This is a genomic window from Bradyrhizobium sp. SBR1B, assembly GCF_014198205.1.
In the GTDB taxonomy this organism is placed as follows: Bacteria; Pseudomonadota; Alphaproteobacteria; order Rhizobiales; family Xanthobacteraceae; genus Bradyrhizobium.
Window position 1 is genome coordinate 64,384 of record NZ_JACIHC010000021.1, and the last position, 25,663, is coordinate 90,046.

24 protein-coding genes are annotated in these 25,663 nt (G+C 62.8%); 20 read left to right on the forward strand and 4 right to left on the reverse strand.

What is annotated here, in order from left to right:
- The first annotated feature begins 297 nt into the window (after nt 1-297).
- Both GGD61_RS34345 and GGD61_RS34350 read left to right on the forward strand, forming a co-directional pair.
- Complete coding sequence (locus tag GGD61_RS34345) at nt 298-1,497, forward strand: ABC transporter substrate-binding protein (RefSeq protein WP_183231931.1); 1,200 nt, start codon at nt 298-300, stop codon at nt 1,495-1,497.
- Nucleotides 1,498-1,604: 107 nt separating this feature from the next.
- Complete coding sequence (locus tag GGD61_RS34350; protein WP_246786112.1) at nt 1,605-3,407, forward strand: AMP-binding protein; 1,803 nt, start codon at nt 1,605-1,607, stop codon at nt 3,405-3,407.
- A 106-nt stretch (nt 3,408-3,513) separates the two neighbouring features.
- On the opposite strand, the gene GGD61_RS34355 is transcribed toward GGD61_RS34350, so the two are convergent.
- Nucleotides 3,514-4,026: a helix-turn-helix domain-containing protein gene (locus GGD61_RS34355; protein WP_092261913.1), complete on the reverse strand. Its 513-nt coding sequence runs from the start codon at nt 4,024-4,026 to the stop codon at nt 3,514-3,516.
- 235 nt (nt 4,027-4,261) lie between these two features.
- On the opposite strand from GGD61_RS34355, the gene GGD61_RS34360 reads away from it, so the two are divergent.
- The 7 genes from GGD61_RS34360 to GGD61_RS34390 all read left to right on the forward strand — a co-directional run bounded on the left by GGD61_RS34360 (nt 4,262) and on the right by GGD61_RS34390 (nt 10,981).
- Complete coding sequence (locus tag GGD61_RS34360; protein WP_183231933.1) at nt 4,262-4,891, forward strand: 2-hydroxychromene-2-carboxylate isomerase; 630 nt, start codon at nt 4,262-4,264, stop codon at nt 4,889-4,891.
- A 42-nt stretch (nt 4,892-4,933) separates the two neighbouring features.
- Entirely contained in the window at nt 4,934-5,671 is a 738-nt protein-coding gene (locus tag GGD61_RS34365) for an SDR family oxidoreductase (RefSeq protein WP_092261915.1), read from the forward strand.
- Nucleotides 5,672-5,684: 13 nt separating this feature from the next.
- On the forward strand, nt 5,685-6,866 hold the full coding sequence (locus GGD61_RS34370; RefSeq protein ID WP_092261916.1) for an acyl-CoA dehydrogenase family protein: 1,182 nt from the start codon (nt 5,685-5,687) through the stop codon (nt 6,864-6,866).
- Between the two features lie 24 nt (nt 6,867-6,890).
- Nucleotides 6,891-8,021 (forward strand): acyl-CoA dehydrogenase family protein, encoded by a 1,131-nt coding sequence (locus GGD61_RS34375; RefSeq protein ID WP_183231934.1) that lies wholly within the window; start codon nt 6,891-6,893, stop codon nt 8,019-8,021.
- Nucleotides 8,022-8,035: 14 nt separating this feature from the next.
- Nucleotides 8,036-9,223 (forward strand): acetyl-CoA C-acyltransferase, encoded by a 1,188-nt coding sequence (locus GGD61_RS34380; RefSeq protein WP_092261918.1) that lies wholly within the window; start codon nt 8,036-8,038, stop codon nt 9,221-9,223.
- Between the two features lie 23 nt (nt 9,224-9,246).
- Nucleotides 9,247-10,251, forward strand: coding sequence for a nitronate monooxygenase family protein (locus GGD61_RS34385; protein ID WP_092261919.1), 1,005 nt, complete (start codon nt 9,247-9,249; stop codon nt 10,249-10,251).
- A 118-nt stretch (nt 10,252-10,369) separates the two neighbouring features.
- Entirely contained in the window at nt 10,370-10,981 is a 612-nt protein-coding gene (locus tag GGD61_RS34390; RefSeq protein ID WP_092261920.1) for a TetR/AcrR family transcriptional regulator, read from the forward strand.
- 93 nt (nt 10,982-11,074) lie between these two features.
- Here GGD61_RS34390 and GGD61_RS34395 read toward each other — a convergent pair whose 3' ends face one another.
- Nucleotides 11,075-12,235: an iron-containing alcohol dehydrogenase gene (locus GGD61_RS34395; RefSeq protein ID WP_092261921.1), complete on the reverse strand. Its 1,161-nt coding sequence runs from the start codon at nt 12,233-12,235 to the stop codon at nt 11,075-11,077.
- A gap of 595 nt (nt 12,236-12,830) precedes the next feature.
- Between GGD61_RS34395 and GGD61_RS34405 the strand changes: the two genes are divergently transcribed.
- A complete protein-coding gene (locus tag GGD61_RS34405; protein ID WP_177237460.1) occupies nt 12,831-13,208 on the forward strand; it encodes a hypothetical protein in 378 nt (125 codons plus the stop codon).
- Nucleotides 13,209-13,732: 524 nt separating this feature from the next.
- Complete coding sequence (locus GGD61_RS34410) at nt 13,733-15,022, forward strand: c-type cytochrome (protein ID WP_177237461.1); 1,290 nt, start codon at nt 13,733-13,735, stop codon at nt 15,020-15,022.
- Between the two features lie 7 nt (nt 15,023-15,029).
- Here the strand turns inward: GGD61_RS34410 and GGD61_RS34415 are convergent, their stop codons facing one another.
- A complete protein-coding gene (locus tag GGD61_RS34415; protein WP_038970411.1) occupies nt 15,030-15,329 on the reverse strand; it encodes a hypothetical protein in 300 nt (99 codons plus the stop codon).
- 52 nt (nt 15,330-15,381) lie between these two features.
- Nucleotides 15,382-17,352 carry a 4Fe-4S binding protein gene (locus GGD61_RS34420; protein WP_092261924.1) on the reverse strand — a complete coding sequence of 657 codons (1,971 nt, stop codon included), beginning with the start codon at nt 17,350-17,352 and terminating at the stop codon, nt 15,382-15,384.
- Nucleotides 17,353-17,531: 179 nt separating this feature from the next.
- On the opposite strand from GGD61_RS34420, the gene GGD61_RS34425 reads away from it, so the two are divergent.
- The 9 genes from GGD61_RS34425 to fdh3B all read left to right on the forward strand — a co-directional run bounded on the left by GGD61_RS34425 (nt 17,532) and on the right by fdh3B (nt 25,639).
- Nucleotides 17,532-18,257, forward strand: a complete 726-nt coding sequence (locus tag GGD61_RS34425; protein WP_244550809.1) for a biotin/lipoate--protein ligase family protein — start codon at nt 17,532-17,534, stop codon at nt 18,255-18,257.
- On the forward strand, nt 18,254-18,793 hold the full coding sequence (locus GGD61_RS34430) for a DUF6505 family protein (RefSeq protein ID WP_092261926.1): 540 nt from the start codon (nt 18,254-18,256) through the stop codon (nt 18,791-18,793). The genes GGD61_RS34425 and GGD61_RS34430 overlap by 4 nt, the downstream gene beginning before the upstream one ends.
- Entirely contained in the window at nt 18,790-19,797 is a 1,008-nt protein-coding gene (locus tag GGD61_RS34435; protein ID WP_092261927.1) for a DUF6352 family protein, read from the forward strand. The genes GGD61_RS34430 and GGD61_RS34435 overlap by 4 nt, the downstream gene beginning before the upstream one ends.
- On the forward strand, nt 19,794-20,309 hold the full coding sequence (locus GGD61_RS34440) for a DUF3305 domain-containing protein (protein WP_092261928.1): 516 nt from the start codon (nt 19,794-19,796) through the stop codon (nt 20,307-20,309). Before GGD61_RS34435 ends, GGD61_RS34440 begins: the two co-directional genes overlap by 4 nt.
- The gene (locus tag GGD61_RS34445) at nt 20,306-20,917 is read left to right on the forward strand and encodes a DUF3306 domain-containing protein (RefSeq protein WP_092261929.1); all 612 of its coding nucleotides are present in this window, start codon (nt 20,306-20,308) and stop codon (nt 20,915-20,917) included. Before GGD61_RS34440 ends, GGD61_RS34445 begins: the two co-directional genes overlap by 4 nt.
- 137 nt (nt 20,918-21,054) lie before the next feature.
- Nucleotides 21,055-21,834 (forward strand): molecular chaperone TorD family protein, encoded by a 780-nt coding sequence (locus tag GGD61_RS34450; RefSeq protein WP_092261930.1) that lies wholly within the window; start codon nt 21,055-21,057, stop codon nt 21,832-21,834.
- A 29-nt stretch (nt 21,835-21,863) separates the two neighbouring features.
- On the forward strand, nt 21,864-22,073 hold the full coding sequence (locus GGD61_RS34455) for a twin-arginine translocation signal domain-containing protein (protein WP_092261931.1): 210 nt from the start codon (nt 21,864-21,866) through the stop codon (nt 22,071-22,073).
- A gap of 14 nt (nt 22,074-22,087) precedes the next feature.
- Nucleotides 22,088-25,030 (forward strand): formate dehydrogenase subunit alpha, encoded by a 2,943-nt coding sequence (locus GGD61_RS34460; protein WP_092261932.1) that lies wholly within the window; start codon nt 22,088-22,090, stop codon nt 25,028-25,030.
- 12 nt (nt 25,031-25,042) lie between these two features.
- Nucleotides 25,043-25,639, forward strand: coding sequence for a formate dehydrogenase FDH3 subunit beta (gene fdh3B / locus GGD61_RS34465; RefSeq protein ID WP_018316106.1), 597 nt, complete (start codon nt 25,043-25,045; stop codon nt 25,637-25,639).
- The last annotated feature ends 24 nt before the right edge of the window (nt 25,640-25,663 follow it).

Sequence of the window (25,663 nt, forward strand, 5' to 3'; positions counted from 1 at the left end):
AACTGGGCATCGATTCGCGCCACTGCCTTATCAGGTTAAACGTATAACTCGTCACAACATCGCAAGCGCTTCGTTCCTTCTCAGGGGAGATACATCTAGCGCTTGACGAGTTCTAAAAAAGAACTGTAAGCTTTGGGGAATGAGGCGGCCGATCCAAGAGCCGCAACGGTTGACGCGCTTGGCCATCGACGCTTGGCGAGCGCGCTCGATTTCGCGCGGCATGACGCCTAGCGAGCCGTTAGAGACACATAAAAATTACACGGCGCACCGGAAGAGTGCGCATCAGGGAGGATGCCGATGTTGCCGAGATGGAAGAGTCTTGCCGTTCTGCTCGTGCTGTTGGGCAGCCCGGCATTCGCGGCCGACGAGCCCGGGGTTACGGCGACCGAAATCAAGATTGGCGGGGTGTTTCCGTTCAGCGGGCCGGCTTCATCGATCGGTCTCGTGGGCAAGGGGCTGATCGCCTACATTCAGTCCCTGAATGACCGCGGCGGCATCAGCGGGCGCAAGATCAATTACGTCGCCTATGACGATGCCTATAGCCCGCCCAAGGCGGTGGAGCAGGTCCGCAAGCTCGTTGAGAGCGATGAAGTTGCATTCATGTTCGGCCAGCTCGGCACTCCCGCCATTTCGGCGACCTCAAAATACCTGAAGTCGAAAGGGGTGCCCAGCATCGCGATCGTCAGCGGATCGTCCAAGTTCACCGACGTCGCCAGTTACCCGCTGATCACGACAGGTCTCGTCAGCTACGATACCGAGGGAAAGATCTACGCAAAATACCTCACGAAGGCTCTGCCGAACGCCAAATATGCGATCCTCTACCAGAATGACGACCTCGGAAAAGACTACGTCAACGCCTTCAAGGCGTTTCTCGGCAAGGACTACGATCGCAGGGTCATCACCGCGTCCTATGAGGTCACTGAGCCGACCGTCGATTCGCAGATCACCAACCTGAAGAGTTCCGGTGCGGATGCCCTGATGATCGCGGGCACGCCGAAATTCGCTGCGCAGGCGATCCGGCAGGCCTCTTTGATCGGCTGGAAGGCGACCGTGATCATCAACTTTCCGTCCGGTTCGGTTGGGGGCACGCTCACGCCGGCCGGCCTCGACAAGTCGACTGGCGTGATCGTCGGCACCATCAACAAGGATGTCGTGGATCCGAAGTGGAAAGATGATCCCGGCATGCAAGCCTATCGGGCGTTTATCGACAAATATCTGCCCGGCGTCGATATCACCAACGGCAGCTATCTCACCGGTTACCAGCAAGGCATCCTGCTCGAGCAGATCCTGAAGCAATGTGGGGACGACCTGTCCCGCAAGAATATCCTGGCGCAGGCCAAGAACCTCCGGGACTTCGTCGTACCGACCGCACTGCCGGGCATCAAGATCAACACCAGCGAAACCGAGAACATGATCTGGACGCAGATGCGCCTGCAGCGATGGACGGGATCGACTTGGGAAGCCTTCGGAGAAGTGCTGGACGCCAGGTCCGAATGAGCAGGTAACAGGCGAGGGGCGAGCGGCATTGAGCCGGCGCCGGCGTCCTGCGCGACTTGAGCGCAACGGGTGCGATCGCCATCCCGGTACTTCAGGAGATCAATTCGATGTCGACGAAGGCACTGACGTTTGCGCCGCGCGAGGTTTCAATCGAGCGCCGACCAGATGGCGCGCTCATATTGAGTTCGCCCCTCGAGTGGAAGCCATGTGACTGGCGTATCACGGACTTCTTGCCGAGTTGGGCGAGCGCCACGCCGGACCGGATATTCCTCGCGCAGCGCAATGCGAAAGGCGGGTGGGACGAGATCACCTACGGCGAGGCATGGTCTCAGGTCCAGGCGGTGGGCCAAAGTTTGCTCGATCTGGGCGCAAAGCCAGCGGACAAGCTGGCCATCCTCTCCGGAAACTCGATCGAGAACGCCGTGGTTTCGTTTGCGGCGATGTCAATCGGTGTCATCCTGGCGTCGATATCGCCAAACTACACGCTGATGCCCGGTGGACTTGCTCGTCTCAAGGACATTGCCGAAGTGCTGCGCCCGAGCTTCGTGTTCGTCCAAAGCGGACGTGAGTTTTCCGCAGGCCGCACTATTCCGGAATTGGCGGCCGCGACCTGGATCAGTGTCGATGGCGCGCCGGACACGGTACCCTTCCAGACCCTGACAGCCAAAACCGCGTGCGACGGATTTGCCGGGGCATCTCGTGCGGTCTCGTGCGACGCTGTCGCCAAGATACTCTTCACGTCGGGTTCGACAGGCTTTCCGAAAGGCGTGCTCAACACCCATCGCATGATGGCAAGCTCCCTGCAAATGGGCAGCCAGCTCGTGTCTCCTCCGGCTGCGCCAGTCCAGGTGGAGTGGCTGCCTTGGCACCACACGATGGGCAGCAACGTCATTCTTCACGGCATCCTCAAGAACGGCGGTACGCTCTATATCGACGACGGCCGTCCGCTGCCGCAGCTCTTTCACAAGACGGTCGCCAATCTCAAGGAAGTGTCGCCGACCGCCATGTTCAACGTGCCTGCCGGTTATAACCTCCTGTGTGACGCGGTCGAGAAGGATCCCAATCTAGGCGCCAGTGTATTCAAGCGGATGGACCGAATGAGTTATGCCGGCGCTGCAATTTCAAAGGACACGCTGGAGAAGCTCTATCGCTTGACACTCTCGGTGACCGGCCGGCGAATTCCGGTCATGTCGGGTTACGGTACGACCGAAACCGCCCCGACCATCAGTACGACCCATTGGGCGACAGATCGACCCGGCGAGATCGGTCTTCCCGCGCCGGGACTGCGGCTCAAGCTCATTCCGGTCTCGGATACTTACGAGGTCAGGGTCAAGGGACCCAACGTCACGCCGGGTTATCTCGGGCGGCCGCATTTGACGGAAATGGCCTTCGACGAGGAAGGCTTTTATCGCATCGGCGATACTGTCTCGTTTCTGGATCCGCAGAAGCCTGAGCTCGGGCTACGCTTTACCGGTCGAATTTCCGAGAACTTCAAGCTTGCGAATGGGACCTGGGTCTCGATCGGCAATATGCGCGCGGCAATCCTGGCCGCAACGCGCGGTGTCTTGCTCGACATGGTGGTCGCGGGCGAAAATCGTGAGGCGTGCGCGCTGCTCTGCTGGTTGAACCCCACGGAGGCCGCGCGAATCTCGAAAACTCCGGGTGCGGATTTGACCTCGGATCCCGCCGTGGTCGGATTCCTGCAGGATCGCTTTCGGGACTACAACGAGACTGTCGGAAGCAGCGAACGGATCTGCTCCTTCGTTCTGCTGAAAGATCCGCCATCAATGGCGGCAGGAGAGATTACCGACAAGGCCTATGTCAACCAACGCGCTGTGCTGAAAGTCCGATCCGAGCAGGTTGAGCGTCTCTATACCCATGAAGGCGGCGCCGATGTGATCCGGGTCTGAGAGCGAGCTTGTCGCTGTGCGGACGTTACGGACTCCTGGCCGCCAGATCACGTCTGCCGGTACCTTCTGCGGGATTGTTTGCCGCGGAACGGCTTCGGTGCAGGCCTCAGGCGGCCCGCGAGCGCGCCTTTGTTTTCGAGGTCGTCGGCGCCGCTGCCGCCGGGGCGCTGCGAGCACCCGGCCCGGGATGAGTATGAACCCCCTTGGCCGACAGCGGCTCGCCGCACTCGGAGCACACCATGACCGGATCGAAATCTTTTCCGCACTTGCGATGCTGGTGCAGCAGGGGGCGGCCGCGCTCGTCGACCATGTGAGTATCGCCCCAATGCACGATTGCCATCATGATCGGATACAGATCGAGCCCCTTCTGGGTCAGGATATATTCGTGCCTTTTGGGGGATTCCTGGTAGGGAATGCGGCGCAGGATGCCCTGCCGAACCAACTTCTTCAGACGTTCGGCAAGCAAATGCCGGGTGATTCCGAGTGCCGACTGAAATCCCTCGAAGCGGCGTGTGCGCAGAAAGCACTCGCGCAGGATCAGAAGAGTCCAGCGATCGCCGATCACGCCGATAGTTCGGGCCATCGAGCACGGCTCTTCCTCGAGTTCCTTCCACTTCATCCATGCACTCCAGTCGCCGCCGCGGCACGGACCTCGTCTCGAATCGTTGCGGAGGCCGGCGCGGGATTTGCCATTCTAGATAGGTACTAAATTCCAAACAATACCCTTCCAGCCAAGACGAAAGCAGCAGATTGCGGGAGCGATTGACAGTTCTATTTTAGAACTATATGTTTGAGGAAAGTCAGGCCGGCGACCGATCGCCAGTGCAAGCACATGTTCCGCGGGAGGAGCCGAGATGACCTTGGAGATTGAATTCCAGTTCGATTTCGGCAGTCCGAACGCTTATCTGGCAGAGGTGGCGATTCCGGGCATCGAGCAGCGCACCGGTGCGAAATTCGAGTATGTTCCGGTCTTGCTCGGCGGCATCTACAAGGCGACGGGCAATTTGTCGCCGTTCGACTCGCTTCGTGGGATCAAGAACAAGCCGGAATATCAGGCGCTCGAAACCCAGCGGTTTATCCGCCGCCACAACGTCACGAAATTCCGCCAGAATCCCTTTTTTCCCGTCAACACGCTGATGCTGATGCGGGGCGCCGTGGCGGCCCAGTTCGAGGGCGTGTTCGAGTCCTATTTTCGCGCGGCCTATCACCATATGTGGGAGGAGCCGAAGAAGATGGATGACCTCGAAATCTTCCGGAATGCGTTCATCGCTTCGGGGCTCGATATCGACAGATTGATCGCTCGCGCCCAACAGGACGACGTCAAGAAGAGGTTGATTGATCTGACCAACGATGCCGTCAGCCGAGGCGCGTTCGGCTCACCAACCTTCTTCGTCGGCAAGGAGATGTTCTTCGGCAAGGATCAGCTTCGTGACGTCGAGGAGTCCATCCTCGAGCAAACGAGGCCAGTCGCAAGGACGGCATAAGCTGCCGAGTTAACGAAGTTCAATTCAACCGGGAGACGATCCGTGCAAAAGAGAAACGCAACTGTCGCAGTGATCGGTGCCGGCGACTATATCGGCAGCGAGATCGCCAAGAAGTTCGCCTCTGAGGGCTTCACGGTGTTTGCCGGGCGCCGGAACGGCGCCAAGCTCGAGCCGCTCGTCAAGGAGATCGAGGCCACCGGAGGCGAAATCCACGCGCGCTCGCTCGATGCCCGCAAGGAGGAGGAGGTTATCTCCTTCCTCGCTGATGCCGATCAGCACGCGCCGCTGGAGGTCTGCATCTTCAACATCGGCGCCAACGTCAACTTTCCGATCCTCGATACGACCGAGCGCGTGTTCCGCAAAGTCTGGGAGATGGCCTGCTATTCCGGCTTTCTCGCCGGCCGCGAAGCCGCGCGGCTCATGCTGCCTCGCGGCGGCGGCAACATCTTCTTCACCGGCGCGACAGCGTCTCTCCGCGGCGGCAGCGGCTATGCCGCCTTTGCCAGCGCGAAGTTCGGCCTGCGGGCGGTGGCTCAGGCGATGGCGCGCGAGCTCGGCCCCAAGAACATTCACGTCGCGCATCTCATCATCGATTCCGGCGTCGATACGGAATGGGTGCGGCAGCGCCGGCTCGAGGCGCTCGGTCCGAATGCTCTCGACGATCCCGATCTCTTGATGCCGCCGTCGTCCGTCGCTGCGTCCTATTGGCAGCTTTATCAGCAGCCGAAGAGCGCGTGGACGTTCGAGCTGGAAATCCGCCCCTTCGGCGAGAAGTGGTAAGGAGGCCCTTACGATGGAGCTTGCGCTGTCTGCCGAGGACGCGGCTTTCCGCGATGAAGTGCGCGCCTTCATCGCGGACAATTATCCGGCGGAGATGCGCGTTCCCAATCCGGAGACCGACCTGACCAAGGAGCAGTCACTGCTCTGGCACCGGATCCTCCACAAGAAGGGCTGGATCGCGCCGCTGTGGCCCAAGGAGTATGGCGGGCCGGGCTGGACGGTCACACAGCGGTTCATCTTTGAGCAGGAAACCTCCCGGGCGGGAACACTGCCGCCGCTTGCCTTTAGCGTGACCATGGTCGCGCCGGTGATCTACACGTTCGGCAACGAGGCGCAGAAGAAGAAGTTCCTGCCGCGAATTCTGTCCGGCGAGGATTGGTGGTGCCAGGGCTATTCCGAGCCGGGCTCCGGCTCCGATCTCGCAACCGTCAGAACCAAGGCGGTGCGAGAGGGGGACCACTACGTCGTCAACGGGCACAAGACCTGGACCACGCTGGCACAGCACGCCGACTGGATCTTCTGCCTGGTGCGAACCGATCCGAATGTGAAGCCGCAATCCGGAATCTCCTTCCTGCTGATCGACATGAAGTCGCCCGGCGTCACCGTGCGGCCGATCATCACGATCGACGGCAGTCACGAGGTCAATGACGTCTTTCTCGAAAACGTCCGTGTGCCCGTCGAGAACCTGGTCGGCGAGGAGAACAAGGGCTGGACGTACGCCAAATTTCTGCTCGGCAACGAGCGCACCAGCATGGCGGGCATCGGCCGGTCCACCCGCTATCTCCGGAAGCTGAAGCAGATCGTGAAGGCCGAGATACCGGCCGACGATCCGGCGCATCTGGAATTTCTACGCGACATCGCCCGCGTCGAGCTGGACGTGCTGGCGCTGGAGGCGACCGAACTGCGCGTCGTCGCCCAGATGGCGCGTGGTATCGATCCCGGTCCGGCGGCGTCGCTGTTCAAGATCCGCGGCACCGAGATCTTCCAGGACATCACCGAGCTCACGCACCGCGCGATCGGCAATTATGGTCTTGCCATCCGCGAGCATCCGGTCAGTGCCAACTGCTTCATGCCGGGCCCGGACTACGGCCACACCGCGTCCGAGAAATATCTGAACGCGCGCAAGCTCAGCATCTACGGCGGGTCCAACGAGATCCAGCGAAACATCATCGCCAAAGCCGTGCTCGGGCTCTAAGCCACGGCGGATCGGGAGGATCGGATGGATATTCAGTTCACGGAAGAGCAGGAATTACTGCGATCCAGCGTTCAGCGCCTTCTGCGCGACCAGTATGATTTCGAGGCGCGGCGCAAGATCGTGGCGAGCGAGGAGGGGTTCAGCCGGACGCGGTGGAAGGTCTTCGCCGAGCTCGGCCTGCTCGCTGCGCCGTTTTCAGAGGACGCCGGCGGCCTCGGCGGCGGTCCGTTGTCGACCATGATCGTCATGCAGGAGTTCGGCCGTCACCTCGTCGTCGAGCCTTTCGTCGAAACGGTGGTGCTCGCCGGCGGCCTGATCGAGCGGCTTGGTACGTCCGAGCAGAAGCAGGGATTCATTCCAGGCATCATCGACGGCTCCAGGATCTGGGCGCTGGCCTGGACCGAGAGAGCCTCCCGGTTTGATTTCGCCAATGTCGCGACCAAGGCGCGGCGTGAGGGAGGCGACTACGTTCTGAGTGGCGAGAAGACCATGGTGATGGCAGCGCCTTGGGCGGATCATCTGATCGTCTCGGCGCGGACCGCCGGCGATAATCGCGACCGCGGCGGCGTCAGCCTGTTCGTGGTCGAGCGCCATGCCGCGGGTGTCAATCTCCAGAGCTTCAAGTCGATCGACGGACGCCGCGCCGCCGAGATCAGTTTACGCGAGGTCCGCGGTCAATTGCTGGGAGCAGAAGGCGAGGGCGTTGCCGCGCTGGAAACCTGTCGTGACCGCGCGATCGGCGCACTCTGCGCCGAGGTCGTCGGCGCGATCGGCGAGTTGAATGCCGCAACGCTGGACTATTCGAAGACCCGCAAGCAGTTCGGCACCACCATCGGCTCCTTCCAGGTATTGCAGCATCGCATGGTCGACATGTTCATTGCCGATCAGGAGGCGCTCTCCCTGATGCAGCATCTCAATCTCAGCCTCAACGCCGGTGATTCAGGCCTGTCGCGGCTCGCCTCCGGGGCCAAGTCGAAGATTGGCTATGCCGGAAAGTTCGTAGCCGACCAGGCGGTGCAGCTTCACGGCGGCATGGGAATGACCGACGAGCTGAACGTCGGACACTATTTCAAGCGAATCTCCTCCATCAACATCCAGTTCGGCGATCCCGCATTCCACGTGCTGCGCTACGCGCAGCTGGATGCGGCCGCGTAAAAGAAGAGGCCAGCATGACGACTGAAGCAGTCATCGTTTCCACCGCCCGGACGGCCGTCGGCAAGGCCTATCGTGGCGCGCTCAACGACACGGACGGCCCGACCATGGCCGGGCATGTGATGGCCGAAGCCGTGAAGCGCGCCGGCATCGCGCCGGGCGAGGTCGAAGACGTGGTGATGGGCTGCGCGATGCAGCAAGGCACCATGGTGATGAATGTGGCGCGCAAGGGCGCGATCCGCGCTGGCCTGCCCGTGACGGTGGCCGGCACCACGATTGACCGGCAATGCGCGTCCGGCCTGCAGGCCATCGCCGTTGCCGCGCGGTCGGTGATGCTTGATGGGGTCGAAGTCGCCATCGGCGGCGGGATCGAGTCGATCAGCCTCGTGCAGAACGAGCACATGAACAAGTTTCACGCCGTCGACGACGAGCTGATGGCGATGAAGCCCGAAATGTACATGTCGATGCTCGATACGGCGGAGGTCGTCGCCGAGCGGTACAGGATCGGCCGCGACAAGCAGGACGAGTACAGTCTCGAATGCCAGCGCCGTGTCGGTGCCGCATTGCAGGCCGGCCGCTTCAGCGACGAAATCGTGCCGTTCACGACCAGGATGGCGGTTGTCAACAAGGACACCAAGGAGGTCACCTACGAACAGGTGACGCTCACGAAAGACGAGGGCCCGCGTCCGGAAACCACGGCCGAGGGCCTCGCCAAGATCAAGCCGGTGTTCGAGGGCAAGACCATCAGCGCGGGCAATGCCAGCCAGCTCTCGGACGGTGCTTCTGCCTGTGTGATCACGAGCGGCAAGTTTGCAGCCAGCAAGGGGCTGAAGCCGCTCGGCATCTTCCGCGGCTTCGTTGCCGCCGGCGTCGAGCCGGACGAGATGGGTGTCGGCCCGGTCGTTGCGATCCCGCGCCTGCTCAAGCGCCATGGTTTGAGGGTCGACGACATCGATCTCTGGGAGCTCAACGAGGCGTATGCGGTGCAGGTAATCTATTGCCGCGACAAGCTCGGCATCGATCCGGACAAGCTCAACGTCAATGGCGGCTCGATCGCGATCGGCCACCCCTACGGCATGACCGGCTCGCGGCTCACCGGCCACCTCCTGATCGAGGGACGGCGGCGCAAGGCGAAATACGGCGTGGTGACCATGTGCATCGGTGGCGGCATGGGCGCCGCGGGCTTGTTTGAAATCATCCACTGAGCGGAAACGCGGGGAGATCATTCGTGAAGACAGCGATCACTGAACTGTTCGGTATCGAACATCCGATTATCCAGGGCGGAATGCACTATGTCGGCTTCGCCGAAATGGCAGCCGCGGTATCCAACGCCGGCGGGCTCGGCTTGATCACGGGCCTCACCCAGCGGACGCCGGAGCTGCTTGCCAAGGAGATCGCGCGCTGCCGGGACATGACGGACAAGCCGTTCGGCGTGAACCTGACGTTCCTGCCGACCTTCAGCGCGCCGCCTTATCCGGAGTACATCGCTGCCATCAGGGAGGGCGGCGTCAGGATCGTCGAGACGGCCGGACGCAGCCCTGAACAGTATATGCCGTCGCTGAAGGCGGGCGGCATCAAGGTGATCCACAAATGCACTTCCGTCCGGCATTCGCTGAAGGCCGAACAGATCGGCTGCGATGCCGTCAGCGTCGACGGCTTCGAGTGCGGCGGTCATCCGGGCGAAGATGACATGCCGAACATGATCCTGCTGCCACGTACGGCCGAAGAATTGAAGATCCCGTTCGTGGCCTCCGGCGGCATGGCCGACGCGCGCAGCCTGGTTGCGGCGCTGGCGATGGGAGCCGCGGGAATGAACATGGGTACGCGGTTCATCGCCACCAAGGAAGCGCCGGTGCACGAGAACGTCAAGAAGGCGCTGGTCGCAGCGTCCGAGCTCGACACCAGGCTCGTCATGCGCGCGCTCCGCAACACGGAGCGAGTCCTGAACAACAGGGGCGTCGAGAATCTGCTCGAAATCGAGCGCGAGAAGGGCAAGAGCCTCAAGATCGACGACATCCATGATCAGGTGGCGGGCGTCTATCCCAGGGTGATGATCGACGGCGACATGGACGCGGGCGCCTGGAGCTGCGGTATGGTCGTCGGACTCATTCGCGATATTCCGACCGTGAAGGAGCTGATCGACCGCATCATGGCGGACGCCGAGCGATTGATCAGGGGCAGGCTGACGGGATTCCTTGACGCCGACAGCGGGGCCAATCTCCGGGTCGCGTGAAGCCACGGCTTGGCGATCCGCGCTGCAGACGACATTTCGTCGTCTCTGCGCGGGCTGGAAGCTCCGGCCGTGATGGGACCGTCATCAGCGAATATCTTGGGCCATCCCGGAGCAGGCGATGCGTTACGCAAAGGACCATGGGCAGCATACCCGCAGACGCATCGTCGAAAGCGCTTCCCGCGGTCTGCGCCAGGCCGGGGCCGATGGCTTGAGTGTGGCCGACCTGATGAAGCTCGCCAATCTGACGCATGGCAGCTTCTACGCCTATTTCAAATCGCGCGATGCGTTGGTCGTCGAAGGGCTCGCCCTGGCCATGGATCGAACGATCGTGCATTGGCTCTGTCTCACGCAGGGGCTGCCCGCCGGGAAGGGATTCGACGCACTTGTCGAGTCTTACCTGAGCCCCCGCCACCGTGACGATCCGGGGCGGGGCTGCGCGCTGCCGGCCTTGGCGGCCGATATCGGGCGGTCGGGTCCGGAGGCGCGGCGCACCCTTGAAAGGGGGCTCGGCAAGATGATCGATATCATCGCGCGGTTGACCTCGGCGAGGCCGTCATCGGATGTGAGACAGGCGGCCGCCGGCGCAATTGCGACCATGGTCGGTTCGGTCGTGCTGGCGCGTGCGGTCGACGACAAGCGTTTGTCCGACCTCCTGCTGGAGGCCGGACGGCAGGCTTTGGGCAATTCCGTTGCGCGCGACTGCGAGAGAGCGCATTCGGCCGACAATTGAGACCTGTCTTAACCGACGTTGGCTTCAGGGCGGTGCAGGCCGATGGCGGAGGCAAAAAGGCCGTGCCTCCACCATCGGCGGCAGCCTTGGCAGCTATGCGGCCATTCGCAGCAGATCGACGATTTCGGCTTGGTCGTTGAAGGGGCGCGGATTGGCTTTGACGAAGCGATGGTTGATCGCGATTTCGCTGATCTTGCCGAACTTGTCTTCGCCGATGCCGACCTCGGCGAGGCGGCCCGGTAGTCCAAGTTGCCTGACGAACTCCGCAAAGGCGTCTGCCGCGTCCCCACCGGGAGCACCCAAAGCTGCCGCCAAACGCTTCTGCGCGTCATCGGTGAACGGCTTGTTATAGCGAAGAAGGCTCGGCATGATGACGGGCGTGCAATAGTAGTGGGGTACCCCGAAAGTCCCGCCAAGCACGTGGCCGATGCCGTGACTTGCGCCCATGGGAACGCGTGCCTGCAGTCCAAAGGACGCAAGCCATGAGCCGTATTGACACAAGCGGCGCGCCTCGAAATCGTCAGGTTGCTGCAGGGTCCGGAGCATTCCCTCGCGCAGCTTGCGGATACCCGCCAGAACCACTTCGTCAGCAAGGGGAGTGCCGGCTGGCGAGCACAATGCTTCGATGCCGTGATCCATGGAGCGAGTGCCCGATCCCATCCAGAGATTCGAAGGCGTATGAAGTGTGAGGGCAGGGTCGAGGATGACTGCCACCGGCATCATGTGGGGGTGAAAGAATATTTGCTTCAGCTTGTTGCGCTCATCGGTGACAAGCGCCGCGGCATTGTATTCGCCGCCATTCAGCGTTGATGGCACGGCGATCTGTCGGACTGCAGGCGCGCGGAACGGGGAATGGCTCACGCCCGGTCCCATGGGGAACGGATCGAAGCCCGCTTCATCGCGGATATCGTGCTCCATCGCCATGATGACGATCTTGGCGAGGTCAACGGCAGAACCGCCGCCGACGGCCACGACGAGATCAGCGTGGGCTTCCTTGGCGTGGAGGGCAACTTCGGCGGCTTGCTTGCGCGTGGTGTGCTGCGCGATTCCGTCGAAGGTTGCGGCATGCTTGTCGCCGAGCGTATGCTGGATTTTCTCAATCTCGTCGGTCTTGGTGTTCAAGGTGCGGCTGACGATAAGGAAGACGCGCGTTGCCTTTAGTCGTTCCGCTTCTTCGTTGATGGCCTCAGCCGCCGGTCTGCCATAGATCACGCGATCAATTGCCGGAAAATTGTGTGCTCCAGTGCTGCGCATTTTTATCCTCCCATCGGAACTGCGGTCGAAGCCGACATAGTCTTTTATATTATGAGTATCATGCAATAGTGGTTCAAAAATATCGCACCACCTCGGGGTTAGACTGCCTTCGCCAGGTTCCACGCGAAGCACTGGCGAGGACTTGCCGGCTTCGCGCTCCATCATCCTTCGCCGCCCTTGCCCCGTCGAAAAGTCTCAGCCACATCATGTCTCTTGCAGCGGACTCGGCCGCGCCAGTTCCTGATGCCAATTGAGTGAAGGCCACTACGCATGTGCACTCAGCTTTCGTGTGCACCGAAAGGGCAAAACGGGTAGGGCTGGTCGAGAAAGGCTGACGCCGAACGCTGCGATGGTCTTCGGCGTTTGCAGTATACCTTGCACCGCAACCACCAAGGCCTGTGCACGAGTGTTGCTCGATGCTCTCGAACTCCTCGCGTGCCGTCTTGCCGATTGAGGATGCCCCGACGGTCTCGAAAGCCGAGACGATCCTGGGGTCTTTCGCACGCAGAAGCGTGGAGAATGGCACCGGCCGACGGGGCCTAACGCTCTGCGAGATTTGAGTGTCTCAGAGACGCACCCCGGTCGTAGCAAACGCTTGGGCGACGGGCTCCTGGACCCGATTCAAGACCACCACTCCCGCAATCGCGATCACCGTGGCCGCGACGCAGCCAAGAAGAAAAGCCTTCATCCGCAGCCTCCTTCGATCGAACGTCGAGGTGTTTATACAACACGGCGTGCCGCGAGCAAACTCGTTGATCGCACCAAGGCACAGGCGATCTTATGGGCTCTTCAAGATGGGATCGATGGAAAATCCATCGCCCAACAAGCCTACGGACCGAAGCGCCGCGCTATTCAGGTCGACTTCCAATATCGCAAGAAGAAGCGCAAGCACGATGGCAACGAGGATCAGGAAGGGCGAGGCTTCCCAAGAAATAGGATCTTCCGGCCCATCAAGCGCGCGCAGAGCGCGTAGCCGCGCCATCATCCGCAGAAATGGCCGCGTTGGCCCCTGCATGTCAGTCGTCCTTGACGTGACCAGCAAGAGACTAGTCTTCGGACCACCGGCGTTCAAGCGGAGGAGGCGGGAAGTCAGGTTATTGCAATGCACGCTCCGGAACGGAAGGCCGTGTTGCCCGGTTGAGTACACGCACCGGAGGATCCGACGTGAAATTGCCAACAACGATCTTGTGCTTCGCAGCACTCTGCTTCTTCCAGAGCGCCTCCGCCCAACCCGCGCAAACCAACTCATCTGCGCCACCAAGCCCTCCCGAGGAGAAGGGTCAACCACAGCCGCAAGGCTGGACGGGCCCAATCAATACAGGTTCGGGTGGCGCGCCCGCCGAGAGTCCCCAAGGTCAGAGTCCGCCTGGAATGCAGGCCGCGCCTCACGGATCGTCCAAGAGCACGACGGCACCAGCCAAGTAGATCGGTTAGGATATTCTCCTCCGTCCGCTGTTCTGGCAATCTGAGAGCGTGAACGTGACGCGGCGAGGGTCAATGAAACTACCTTTCTGCGCGGGCGGCGCCGCAGCCTTGTGGGCCATCTTTGCCGTATCATCCGTGCACGCCGACATGGCGGGACACGGCGGCCCCGTGCGGGCTCTTGCTATTTCCCCCGATGGGAACGGACTCTTGTCCGGCAGCTTCGACTCAGCCGCCATTCGGTGGTCGCTAAAGGCGGAGACAGCGGAGGAGGTGCTGCGGTATCATGCTGATGCAGTCAATGCCGTCGCCTTTCTGAGCGACGGCCGCATGGTCACGGCGGGTGCCGATGCACGAATTGCGGTCTGGATGGCGGGCAGGCGGCAGCCGGACCGGGTGTTCGAGGGACACGTCGGTCCAATCGTCGCACTCGCGGTCTCTCCCGACGGCGCGCTGCTCGCGTCGGCTTCATGGGATCGGACGGTGCGGCTCTGGTCGCTGTCGGACGGCGTGTCGCGCGTGCTCGAAGGGCATTCGCAGAACGTCAACGGTGTCGCCTTCACGTCGGACGGGAGGTCGCTCGTCAGCGCCGGCTATGACCTTACGTTGCGCATCTGGCGGTTGTCGGACGGCCAGCCTGAAGTCGTGACGTTGCCGGCTCCGCTCAACGTGGTGGCCGTGGCGCCGGACGGTGAAATCGTCACAGGCGGGGTCGACGGCATGCTGCGGATGCTGACCATGGACGGCAAGGTCAGCGGCGAGGTATCGGCCGGCCCAACACCAGTGGTGGCCTTGGCGATGTCGGCCGACGGCAAGCTGATTGCCGCGGCCAGCATCGGAGGCACAGTGGCGATCATCGATCGCAAGTCGCGCAGCCTGCTACGCACGCTGGTCGGGCCTGGGCTGCCGGTGTGGTCGGTTGCCTTTCTTCCGGATCGCGAGACGCTGATGACGGGGGGCGCGGACGGCAAGATCAGGCGGTGGAATGCACGCACTGGTGATCCCGTCGGCTCGAGTCTGATGGGCTCACCGGCCGATCCGCTTGCTGCCTATGCCGGCGATCATGGCGCCGACGTATTCCGGGCGTGTGTTGCCTGTCACACGCTGTCGGACAAGGAGGTCCAGCGCGCAGGCCCGACCCTTGCCGGATTGTTTGGCCGTAAGATCGCATCGCTGCCGGGCTACCGCTTCTCCGATGCCCTGAAGACGATGGACATCGTCTGGACCCCGGAGACGGTTGCAAAGCTGTTCGAGGTTGGACCGAACGCCTACACCCCCGGTACCAAGATGCCGGAGCAGCGCATTGGCTCGCCCGAGGATCGCCGCGCGCTCACCGATTTCCTTGGCCGCGTGACATCGCGATAGCTGCCTCTCAGATCGAATCCCAATTGTCCATCGGAAGATCCCTCATCTCCGGATGTTGCTTGAGGATCTGAATGACGTCGATGCTGGGGTGCTCTTTGAGCGCTTCCGCGACGCAGTGATTGACGTATTTGCGACGCGACAGCCATGCGATCTTCTTGCCCTTGGCCTCGGCTTTGCAGGCGGCGATCGCCTGTTTCACGGCAACCTTTTGTGCCTTGGTCAGTGGAGGAGCGGCAGCCTCGGCCGCCGCGCCGGCGAAAGCGATGGAGATCAAGCACGTCGACAGAGCTGTGATCAAACGAGACATGGTGATGCTCCCCCTGGTTTCCTGCCCCTGCGTAGATGTCTGGTGGTCTTGTCTAGTCCTTGCCCTCGCGCTGACGTAGGTAGTCGTCCGTGGTTCGCGGTGGCGTGCGTTCGGGAACGCCCTTGAACGGATTGAACTGCTGCTCGCTCATGACGATGACGCGGCAGTCGGCGCACATCCTGAGTGCCTCGATCCGTTTGTCGCCGGCGGGATACATCCAGTGCCGCCCCTCGAGCTTGGCGGCGATCCGGTCGATCGCGCTTTTGACGCCAAAGGCCGTGCCGCAGCGGACACAGAGCGCGGGCTCCTCTTCCTTGATGACCGCGGCGGGTGCGCGGGCGGCGCGGAAATCGATCTGCGGCTTGAGCGTGATGACCTTTTCCGGACAGGTGGTCTGGCACAGGCCGCACTGCACGCAGGCATCCTCGATGAATTTCAGCACGGGCCGCTCGGGGTCGTCGCGCAGCGCGCCGGTCGGGCAGGCGGAGACACACGAGAGACACAGCGTGCAGCCGCCCGTGTCGACGCTGATCGCGCCGACTGGTGCGCCCTGCGGCAGCGCAATCACGTCCACCGGCTTTGGCGCAAGGCGATGCAGCTCGCTGAGGCCGAAGCGCAGGAGGTCGCGCCGCTTGCCGACGGTCTTGAAGGTCGCCGGTGTTGCGACCGCCGCAAGCGTGCCGATGCCAGTCAGATGGCCGCCGAGCGCGTCAGGGTCGTCGGTCTCGATCGTGGCGACGCGCTGGCCCTCAAATCCGAGACCGCCAAGGATCGCATCGGCAATGCCGATCGTCTGCGATAGTCCGGTCACATCGTGGCGCGGCTTTGCGCGCAGCAGGAAGCGCACGGCTGTTACGCCATAAGCGAATGCTCCGACGATCGCTTCCAGCCCGACCTGCGTGAGTTCGTTGACGACAAAGGGAAGCACGTTCGCCGGAAGACCGTCGCCATGTCGTGCCAGAGCATCGATCAGCGGTGTGCCGTGCGGGCCGTCATGGAACAGCAGCACCGCGTTGGCGCCGCCGGCTTCGTGGTAGGCGAGCAGCATGGCGCGAATTCGTTGAAGCTGCGTATCGGCAGGCGGCAACGTGTAAGATGCAGCGCCGGTCGGGCAGGCGGCGGCGCATTGCCCACAGCCCGCGCAGATGTTCGGGTCAACAGCGACATGACCGCCAGCGGGCGTGATTGCGCCGGTCGGGCAGAGATCGAGGCAGCGATGGCACCCCGTGCGCTTCGAGCGCGAATGGGCGCAAAGACCGGGCGTAACGTCGACATATTTCGGCTTGTCGAAGCTGCCGACGAGGTCGCGTGCGGCGAGCACGGCGCGCAGCACCGCGGCGGGATCGTTCGGGTCGGCGCGGAGATACCCGTCGCGCAGGTCATGTGCGGGAAAGAGTGGCATTCCGCCCGAAAGGTCCAGCACGATATCGCAGTGCGACGTCACTCCGTTTCGGGGAGCGTCAAGCACGTAGCGATCGCGCGAGGAGGGGCGGGGCCTGGCATAATCGTCGATCGCAAGCTCGAAGGCGCCAAAGTGTCCTTTTGCGGCGCTGATGGTGCCCCTCACTATCGGGAAGACCGTTGCCGCCTGCGGCACGGTGTCACTGATCTGCTTCAGCATGACCGTGACGTCGAGGTGATCCGCAAGCAGCCGGCCGGCCTCGATCGCGGCTTCGTCGCGCCCATAGATCAGGATCACGCCGTCGCTCGACAGGGTGACCAGCGGATAGTCGGGCGCCGGGATAGAGGCGGCCGCCAACAGGGCGGCCATTTTCGCCCCGGTGCGCGCCCCTTCGTGTGACCAGCCGGCCGTCTCGCGGATATTGACAAAGCTGATCGCCTTGGCTCGTTCGCCCGCCTCGTGCGAAAACTGCGCGGCCTGCTGCGTGCAGGCGACCGTCAGCGGGCCAGTCTCCGCGGCTGCCGTGCGGAAATGATCGAGCTCGGGCCCGCAGAGATGGCGAAAGCCTCTGATCTCGCTGTTGGGGCATCCTCGCCGGATCGTGGCCACGTCAAGACGCATCGTGTCTTCGCACGAGCAGATCAGGACGGTCTTCGATGGCTGTTCCAGGTTGACCCCTCCGCCATTCGGGCGCCGACGACGGACTCGCGCCGACCCTTCGCCTCGTATAGACATTATTCATCGGGAAGAAAAGGAAAGCGGAGGACGGCCTGACGTCGACCCCTGTCAGCCACGTTTCCGTGGCGGAACCGATCCATCTGCCGCCGCCGTTCACATTGGTGCGGTTGCGCGAGAGTGGCGACGCTTTTGCCCAAGCATGCCGCATTGCACCGGAGAGTGGCGCCGGCACGCTCGTCTACGTTGGGCGCTTTGACCTGGCGGAGTTCGCCGTGGTGCTCGAGCCGGCTGAGCCGCTGCGCAGCGCGCGACGCGCGTTCTACGCCGGCATGGTCGCGCTCACCGATGCCCTGCGCGCCTACGCGCCGCCGAGCAAGTCGATCGCGATCGGCTGGCCGGACGCCGTCTGGATCGACGGAGGTCTGGTCGGCGGCGGCCGCATGGGGTGGCCTCTCGCGGCCGTTGAGGAGGAGCCGTCGCCGTGGCTGGTGTTCGGCGCGATGATCCGGACGATTGCCATGAATGACGACGAGCCTGGTGTTCATCCGCTCGCCTCGGCGCTCGACCTGGAAGGCTTTGGTGAGGCCGGCGCGGCGCAGATCACAGAGAGCTTTGCCCGGCACCTGATGCTGGCATTCGATGGCTGGCAGGCGGACGGTTTTGACGGCGTCGCGCGCGAATATCTGTCCCGCATGCCCCGTGAACGGCAGACCATTCAGCGCATCGACGATCGCGGCAGTCTGCTGACGCGCCGGATTGGGGCGAGCGCGATCGAACGTGGCGACCTCGTGCAGGCGCTCGCGACCCCATCCTGGCTCGATCCGGCAATCGGAGGGCCGCGGCTGTGAAACTCCTGCGCACCATCGCGCTCGATCCCTCCGACACATTCGTGTTTGATGTGGCGGCGGAGCCGGGCGAATGGGCTGTCTCCGGCGTTTTCCGCTTTTGGGATCGCGATGCTGCGAAGCTCGAGGGAAAGGCGCGCGCGGCTTTTCGCGGCGGTTTCCTCGGGGTGCAATCCTGGGGCTGGTCGACGCTGGCGCAGATCGTTCCGGCCACCGAGGACGATTACCGCAGCCTGGTCGATCTCCTTGCCGGGCAACTGGTCGATCGTTTCGGCGCGCCGGATATGGCGGCCGCGAAGAGCGCCGCAGAGGAGGAGGTAGCGTTTTCGCAGTCGCTCTGCAGCCATCCGATCAGCTCCCTTGTTGCGGTGCACCGGGCCGTAAGCGACGGCGAGGTTCGCGAGTCCTTCCGCCGACTGCAACTGCGCGAAGGGCAGGGGCACGGCAAGGCGTTCTCGTTCATGGAAATGGAGGACGACATCGAGCCTGACGGCAATCTCAAGCTTGTGGATCTGGGCCGGAGGCCAACCGCCAGATGAACGATTTCTGGATTGCCTGCGGCCATCATCTGCTCGATCGCGACGAGGGCGGTGGGCTCCGCGTTACCGACGAATTCCTCAAGGCCTATTTTGCCCGTCCCGAGCTGATGCCGCCGGATGATGCGTGTCAGGTCGAACGCCGGCTGCACCGGGAGTTGCTCTCCGATCCGCGCCAACCGGTCAGCGCCGGCGAAATCGCCGGTATTGCCGACCCCGACGCCCGGGAGAACTGGCAGTTCGTGCTGGCCTTTCGCGATCTCCTGTTGCGGCATCCGACGCTCGAAGCCGCTTATCTTGCGACGGTGCGCGCAGGCGCGAACGATCTGCCGCCGCTGTTCGTCAATCAGCTCGTGCACGTCATCCTGCGCAATGCGCTCGACGGTTGCGACGATCCGTTCGTGCTGCGCGCGGCTGAACTGTTCTTCCGGGCCCAGCGGATTCTGCCGCATGAGCAGGCCCTGCTGCTCGGCGACGAGGAGATCGTCGGCGGAATTAGCCCAACTCCGGTGCTCTCGCTGATGTCGATGCTGGGCGCCACGACCGATGCGGTGGTCGATGTCTTGAACGCGGAGAATGTTGCTGCCTATTGGCAGCGCAGCGACCAGTTCGACATGGCCTTCGACCTCACGGCCGACGGTATGGGGCCGACTGCCCTGGCGCAGGTGATGAGGCGCTGGCTCTCTCATCTGCTCGGTCTGGACGTCACGATCGAACCGCTGCGCGCACTGCAGGACGCAAAGCTCACCTGGTATGTCGGGCTCGATGCCGATGCCACAAGGCTCGGCGATCGTCTCTGGCACGGCGAGGAGCTCGACGGGCCCAGCGCCGACCGTGTGCTCGCGCTGTTCCGCCTCACCTTTGTCGATTCAGCGCTCGCGCTCGACGATGTCGAGGACGAGCCGGTCTACCTGATCCTGTCGATGTCGGCGGATCAAAAACTGCGCATGAAGCCCCAGAATCTGCTGACAGGCTTGCCGGTCAAACGTCTGGAGATGGTGACATGAGCCCCGCGGCGCTGCCATTGCTGTCGATTCCGGTCGGTGTCGTGGTGGAGCGGCGCAAGGCCGACTCTCCTTGGGTCGATTTCATCTGGCGTGGCGTCGCCATCCTGCCGGACGAGCCCGCCACGAGACCCTGGACCGTGCTTCGCGAGCAGGACGGCACGACGCTGTTCTATGCCGGAAGCGCGACCGTGGATCTTTATCCGTCCGAGACGGCGCGCTATCGCGACAATCTCGCCTCCGGCAGTCCGAGCATCTGGATTGTGCTGTCGCCCTCGGAAGGCGCCTGGCCCTATGCCATCGCCGCGGTTACCGCCGATCCCGCGGAGGGCGAGGGGTTTACCGAAGCCGCCGACAATCTCGTCGAGGCCGTGCCGATGCCGGAGGTGCTGCGCGAAGTCATTGAAAGGTTCGTGGCCGAGCACCATGTCGAGCGGGAATTCGTCAAACGCGAGCGGCGCCGCGCCGACCCGGAGGCGTTGGCGCGCCGCGAACATGAAGGCGGACAGGAATGAGCGACGAGGAGTTCCTTGCACGTTGGTCACGCCGCAAGCATGAGTCGCAGGCGGAACCGGCGAAGCCTGCCGAGGCGCAGCCCGCGCCGCCGCCCGAGGCCAAGGACAACGAGAGCGAGGTCGATCTCTCGATGCTGCCGTCGATCGACGAGATCAACGCTGCGACCGACGTCACCGCGTTCCTGCGCAAGGGTATTCCGCAGGAGTTGAGCCGTGCGGCCCTTCGCCGCGCCTGGGCGGCCGATCCCGCCATTCGCGACTTCATCGGGCTCGCGGAGAATGCGTGGGACTTCAACGATCCGACCGCGATGCCGGGTTTTGGGCCGCTCGATTGCTCTTCGGAGGAACTGGCCGCACTCGTCGATCGCATCGTCGGCGGGGTGCGTGAGGCAGTCCGATCCCTCCCCGAGGCGTCGATTGAAACTGCGGATTCTTCAGCGCATTTGCATCAAGCCGATTCGACAGCCGTATCCGACGTCGTCGAGCCCCCGATCGAGGCGGAATGCCCAGCGATCCCTGCTGCAGCGCAACTGACGGTGGCGGACAGACCTGCGGATTTTGCCGAGCCCGTCAGGCCGCGTACGCACGGTGGTGCACTGCCGCACTGAGCAGCACGACCAAAGACTATAGGCTTGGGCTATGGGCGGGCGATTGACGGTTCGTGGAACCGGGATTACGCTTCTTCCTAGTGCTTTGTTAGAAAAGCAAAAATCAAGCAGACGGGACTCTTGGATGGGAGGTCCACGTGCGTGATGACGGGCTTGATCGTGCGATCGATGCCGCGGGCGGCATCGCCCAGCTTGCGCGCAAAATCGGCATCAGCCAGCCGTCCGTCTCGAACTGGACGCGCGTGCCCGCACAACGGGTGATTGCGGTCGAAACCGCCACCGGCGTTCCTCGCAACGACCTGCGGCCCGACCTCTACAGCGAACAAGCCGTTTCCTCAGAGCTCGTCGATCCCGTCGATGCTGCGCGGGCGCAGGAATACGCGCTGCTGGCAATGCTGCTGTCTGCGCCGCCGTCGCGACGATTGCTCGGCCAGCTTTCCATGTTGACGGGCGAGGCGACGCCGCTCGGGCGCGCGCATGTTGCGCTGGCTGAGGCGGCCTCAAGCGCTGTCGCGGCGAAAGTCGAGCGCGAATATTTCGACCTGTTCGTCGGGCTCGGCCGCGGCGAATTGCTGCCCTACGCCTCCTATTACCTCACTGGCTTCCTCAACGAACGGCCATTGTCGCGCCTGCGTGCGGACCTGGCGGGGCTCGGCATCGAGCGGGTTGCCAACAACTCCGAACCTGAGGATTCCGCCGCCATCCTGTGCGAGATCATGTCGGGCCTTGCCGACGGATGCTTCGGCGTCTCGCCCGATGCCCAGCGCGCCTTCTTCGAAAAACATGTGTCGCCCTGGATGGCGCGGCTGTTCGCCGACATCGAGAGTGCCGGGAACGCCCGTTTCTATCGGGCGGTCGGCGCGCTCGGTCGCACCTTCATCGGGATCGAGACGGAAGCATTCACATTCGCCAACTGATCGACGCGCGTCGGTCCGGGAGAGATGCGATGAGTGAAGAAACCAAAGCCAAGGTCGGACGCCGCGATTTCTTGCGCAAGGTCGGCATCGGTACGGTCGGCGCGGGCGCGACGCTCGCGACGCCGCTGGTCGGCTCCGCGCAAGCGGACAGCGAGAACAACGATGAGAAGAGCAAGGCGCGCTACAAGGAATCCGACCACGTGAAGGCCTATTACCGCGTCAATCGCTACCCGACTTGAGAGGGAGGCCGCCCGTGCTTATCAAGCGAACCCACCAGAATTCCAATCGCCGCCGTTCTGTCGCGAACACCCTTGCAAGCCAGACCACCGGTCTCGATCGCCGTACCTTCCTGCGCCGGTCCGGTCTTGCGGGTGGCGCGCTCGCAGCCCTCGGCACCCTGCCGGTTTCAGGCGTGCGCAAGGCGGAAGCGGCCGTGGCGGGTCCGCTGACCGCCGGCGCCGCCGTCAAGAAGAGCATCTGCACGCATTGCTCGGTCGGATGCACCGTGACCGCGGAGGTATTGAACGGGGTTTGGATTGGCCAGGAGCCGAGCTGGGAGTCCCCCATCAATCGCGGATCTCATTGCGCGAAGGGCGCTTCGGTGCGCGAGCTGGTGCACAGCGAGCGGCGTCTGCGCTATCCGATGAAGCTCGTGAATGGGCAATGGACGCGCGTCTCCTGGGACACCGCGATCAACGAGATCGGCGACAAGATCTTCGAGGTTCGCGAAAAATCGGGGCCGGATTCCGTCTATTGGCTCGGCTCGGCCAAGATGACCAATGAAGGCTCGTATCTGTTCCGCAAGCTCGGGGCGTTCTGGGGCACCAACAACACCGATCATCAGGCACGCATCTGCCATTCCACCACCGTCACCGGCGTCGCCAACACCTGGGGCTACGGTGCGATGACGAACAGCTACAACGATATTCGCAATGCCAAGACCCAGATGATCATGGGTGGCAATCCGGCCGAGGCGCATCCGGTTTCGTTGCAGCATTTGCTCGAGGGCAAGGAGCTGCAAAAGGCCAACTTCATCGTCATCGACCCGCGCATGACGCGCACCGCCGCGCACGCGACGGAATACGTGCGGATGCGTCCGGGTACCGACATTCCCGTGCTCTATGGCATCATGTGGCACATCCTCCAGAACGGCTGGGAGGACAAGGAATTCATCAAGCAGCGCGTCTACGGCTTCGACGATCTCCGCAAGGAAGTGGAGAAATGGAATCCGCAAGAGGTCGAGCGCGTCACCGGCATTCCCGGCGAACAGCTCAAGCGGGTGGCTAAGATGTTCGCCACCGAGAAGCCGTCGACGCTGATCTGGGCCATGGGCCAGACCCAGAAGACCGTCGGCACCGCCAATGTGCGGGCGAGCTGCATCCTGCTGCTCATGACCGGCAATGTCGGCGGACCGGGCATGGGCGCCAACATCTTCCGCGGCCACGATAACGTGCAGGGCGCGACCGATGTCGGGCTCGATATCGTGACGCTGCCGTTCTACTACGGCCTTGCAGAAGGCGCCTGGAAGCACTGGTCGCGGGTCTGGGAAGTCGACTACGAGTTCCTGAAGTCGCGCTTTGATTCCAAGCAGATCATGGAAACTCCTGGCATTCCGCTGACCCGCTGGTTCGAGGCGGTGACGCTGCCGAAAGATCAAGTCGCTCAGAAGGACAACGTGCGGGCCGTGTTCGTTCAGGGACACGCCAGCAACAGCATCACCCGCATTCCGGAGTCTCTCAAGGGCCTGAAGGCGCTGGACCTGCTTGTCATTGCCGACCCGCATCCCACGACCTGGGCGTCGCTGGCGGTGGAGGCTGGCCGCAAGGACGGCATCTACATTCTTCCGGTCGCCACGCAATTCGAGTGCAAGGGATCTCGCGTCGCCTCGAACCGCTCGCTGCAATGGGGCGAGCAGATCGTGAAGCCGATCTTCGAATCCAAGGATGATCTCGAGGTCATCTATCTCATGGCCAAGAAGCTCGGCTTCGCCGACCAGATGTTCAAGAAGATCAAGGTCGAGAACAACCTGCCTGAAGCAGAAGACGTGCTGCGCGAGATGAACCGCGGCAGCTGGTCGACCGGCTATTGCGGCCAGTCGCCGGAGCGGCTCAAGGCGCACATGAAGAACCAGGCAAAGTTCGACATGCTGACGATGCGCGCGCCGAAGGACGATCCCGAAGTCGGCGGCGATTATTACGGCCTGCCGTGGCCGTGCTGGGGCTCGCCGGAAGTCAGGCATCCCGGCACGCCGCTGCTCTACAACACCAATCTCGCGGTGATGGACGGCGGCGGCACGTTCCGACCACGCTTCGGTATCGAGCGCGAGGAGAAGCTGCCGGACGGAACCACGCGCAAGGTCAGCATGCTGGCCGACAAATCCTATTCCAAGGATTCCGAGATCCAGGACGGCTATCCCGAATTCACGCTGGCGAGCCTGAAGAAGCTCGGCTGGGACACCGATCTCACCGAAACGGAGATGGCCACGATCATGAAGGTCAATCCGACCAATCCGGATTCGGTGTCGTGGTCGCTCGATCTCTCAGGGGGCATCCAGCGGGTCGCGCTCAAGCACGGCTGCGTGCCTTATGGCAATGGCAAGGCTCGCATGAACGCATTCGGCCTGCCTGATCCGATTCCGGTCCATCGCGAGCCGATCTACACGCCACGCGTCGACCTCGTCGAGAAATATCCGACGCTGCCCGATGCCAAGCAGTTCCGCATGCCCAATATCGGCTTCTCGGTGCAGAAGGCTGCCGTGGAAAAGGGGATTGCCAAGCAGTTCCCGCTCATCCTCTCCTCGGGCCGTCTGGTCGAGTATGAGGGCGGTGGCGAGGAGACGCGGACCAATCCGTGGCTTGCCGAACTGCAGCAGGACATGTTCATCGAGATCAATCCGGCCGATGCTGCCGATCGCGGTGTCAAGGATGGCGGCTGGGTCTGGGTCACGGGCGCCGAGAACAATTCCAGGGCGAGGATGAAGGCGCTCGTCACTGAGCGCGTCGGCAAGGGCGTCGCCTGGATGCCTTTCCATTTCGGAGGCTGGCTGGGAGGCAAGGATCTTCGCAGCGCCTACCCGAAAGGGACCGATCCGATCGTTCTTGGCGAAAGCGCGAACACCATCACCACCTACGGATACGATCCCGCGACCGGCATGCAGGAGCCCAAGGTCACGCTTTGCCAGATCGCGGCGGCATAAGGAGCAACGACGATGGCACGTATGAAATTCCTCTGCGACGCCGACCGTTGCATCGAATGCAATGCCTGCGTCACCGCTTGCAAGAACGAGCATGAGGTGCCCTGGGGCATCAACCGGCGCCGCGTGGTCACCATCAATGACGGCAAGCCGGGCGAGCGCTCGATCTCGATGGCCTGCATGCATTGCACCGACGCGCCCTGCGCGGCGGTGTGCCCGGTGAACTGCTTCTACACCACCGCCGATGGCGTGGTGCTGCATTCCAAGGATCTCTGCATCGGCTGCGGGTATTGCTTCTACGCTTGTCCGTTCGGCGCGCCGCAATATCCGAAGGTCGGAAACTTCGGCTCGCGCGGCAAGATGGACAAATGCACCTACTGCGCCGGCGGCCCGGAGGCCGACGGAAGCAAGGAGGAATACGAGAAGTACGGCGCGAACCGCCTCGCCGAGGGCAAGCTGCCGCTGTGTGCCGAAATGTGCTCGACCAAGTCGTTGCTTGCGGGCGACGGCGAGATCATCGCCCAGATCTACAAGGAGCGCGTCTTGAAGCGCGGCTACGGCTCGGGCGCGTGGGGCTGGAAGACCGCGTATCGCGAGACGATCGAGTCCTGAAATGGACAACCGAAGGGCGCACAA